The organism is Segatella albensis DSM 11370 = JCM 12258, assembly GCF_000426565.1.
Classification (GTDB): Bacteria; Bacteroidota; Bacteroidia; order Bacteroidales; family Bacteroidaceae; genus Prevotella; species Prevotella albensis.
The window spans coordinates 1-2,164 of sequence record NZ_AUFP01000040.1 but is presented as its reverse complement, the minus strand read 5'-3'; the positions used below and the strand labels follow the sequence as shown (position 1 = coordinate 2,164).

Annotated in this window: 1 protein-coding gene; it reads left to right on the top strand. The window is 34.6% G+C overall.

Translation table 11 applies throughout. The features are described 5' to 3' along the window. Nucleotides 1–1,018: 1,018 nt before the first annotated feature. Nucleotides 1,019–2,116 carry a type II CRISPR RNA-guided endonuclease Cas9 gene (gene cas9 / locus K333_RS0109775; protein ID WP_027452642.1) on the top strand — a complete coding sequence of 366 codons (1,098 nt, stop codon included), beginning with the start codon at nt 1,019–1,021 and terminating at the stop codon, nt 2,114–2,116. Nucleotides 2,117–2,164: the final 48 nt, after the last annotated feature.

The following is a 2,164-nucleotide window of genomic DNA, read 5'->3' as shown; positions in this document are numbered from 1 at the left end:
ATTTTAGACGGGCTGAATAATCATGTTTTCTTCTCTTTCTTTCTGACATAATGAACCCCGGAAGTTTTTTGTCTAACTTTCGGGGTTCACTTCAGTTTCTCCCCCTTTTTTATTCTTCATAAGCCATTCTAATGGTATTATAAAAGTTACGTTTCGTTTTAATAATTTAAGCGCTTTGTTTATATTCGCGAAAACTTTTCGTTTTGCGGATTATAAAAGGTGCCGCTTGTGAAAGTAGCACCTTTATTTTTTTTATATCCTTCGGGATTCTTTCGGGATTCTTTCGGGATTTTGCAAGTTGAATTCGCCATTGTACAATGAACGTTAAATTCCTTAATTTTCCATCGCTAAAAGGTGTTCATAATTCGCGAATTCAGAATTGATGACGGGGTGATTATGAATGTTAGAATTATGAGTAGAATACAATTTGTTGATAATCAGTAAATTATGAATCTTTGAAAGATGTTGCCTTCAAAATATACTGGGGATATAGGCTAGTTTAGTTAACTACGTAAGGCTATAAACCTATTCGCATGAGCTTACGAAGTTAACTTCGTAAGCCGATGCAGTTAACTTCGTTCAGAAAATCAACTTCTAGAGAAGTGTTTTTCTGTATTTTGAGAGCCTGCTAGGTTCAAGTTTGTTCTAGAAGGAGCGTAAAACGGTACACGATTTCTGTTAACAGTATCTGATTTAAAGTTTAAATAATACAAAATATTCCTTCAGGATTCCTATAGAAATCATTTTGAATTTCTCATTTGGATGATGTTATCCAACTTGTTTATGTTGTACTTGTTAATGAAGGGATTCTTTATTCTATTTGGGATATATAAGGCAAAATAGCAAAGAAAAGTCCACCGTTAAGGACGATGGACAGGGACCTAATGTTTTCACAACGGAATAATCCTTATTGTGATTTGCTAAAAATTAGTAATGCAAAAATAAGAAGATTTTTCAAATAATGCAAATAGTTTGAGATTTTTTTTATAAATTTGCCATAATTAAAAGAGAAATCACCATGAAGAAAATATTAGGACTGGATTTGGGAACAACCAGTATTGGTTGGGCTTTGGTAAATGAAGGTGAGAATGATAGTGAAAAATCATCTATCGTTCGTCTAGGTGTTAGAGTTAATCCTCTAACGGTGGATGAAAAAGGTTCACTTGAAAAAGGGAAGGCTGTTACCGTGAATGCAGAAAGAGCCAATAAACGCGGTGCCAGACGTAATCTTCAACGATACAAACTACGTAGAGACAATCTTAAAAAATTATTAATAAATAATGGCCTGATTAATAGTGATTCGCCACTATACGAGTGTTCTAATGATAGGTTCGCTTTGTATCGTTATCGGGCTTTGGCCGTAACTCAACAAATTCCTATTCAGGACTTTGCAAGAGTTTTACTTATGATAAATAAAAAGCGTGGATATAAGAGCATGCGAAAGGTCAATACTGATGAAGATGGAGCTTTGGTTGACGGTATGGATGTTGCAAAGATTCTTTTTGAACGCCAAATAACTCCTGCTCAGTATCTATTGGATTTTTATAGAAAAGGAAAGAAAATTTCTCCCCAGTTTTATCGTTCCGACCTTCTTGCCGAATTGGATCGCATTTGGACGGAACAGTCGAAATATTATCCAGAAATACTGACAGCAGAGCTTCGTAATACTATTGATGGTAAAAATATTAGTGCTTGTTCGCGAACATTCTATGCATTAACACATATAGATACTGCTAAGAATTCAGGAAAAGACCGCATGCTTACAGCTTTGACATGGCGTGTGGATGCTCTGACAAAGAAACTTCCAAAGGAAGAAATGGCCTATGTAATATGTAATCTTAATGGTGAAATAAATGGGAGTAGTCAGCAGCTGAACCTGATTGGAGATAGAAGCAAGGTCCTTTTTTTTAATCATCAAACCATTGGACAATATTTGTGGAAGCAAATACAAGAAGCGCCTCAGAGGAGTCTTGCAAAAATTATATTCTATCGGCAGGATTATGAGGATGAATTTAACTTAATTTGGGATAAACAGGCTGAGTATTATCCACAGTTACTAACTAATAATCTAACTAAAGTTTCGCAAGTGAATATGTATTCATTAAGCGACATTTAAATTGTACATTTTATACAATTTATGGAACTTTGGATTATCTTCAATAAG

Bases quoted from the DNA above. Each gene is read 5' to 3' on its own strand.
- cas9 (WP_027452642.1), top strand. From the start codon at position 1,019: ATGAAGAAAATATTAGGACTGGATTTGGGAACAACCAGTATTGGTTGG.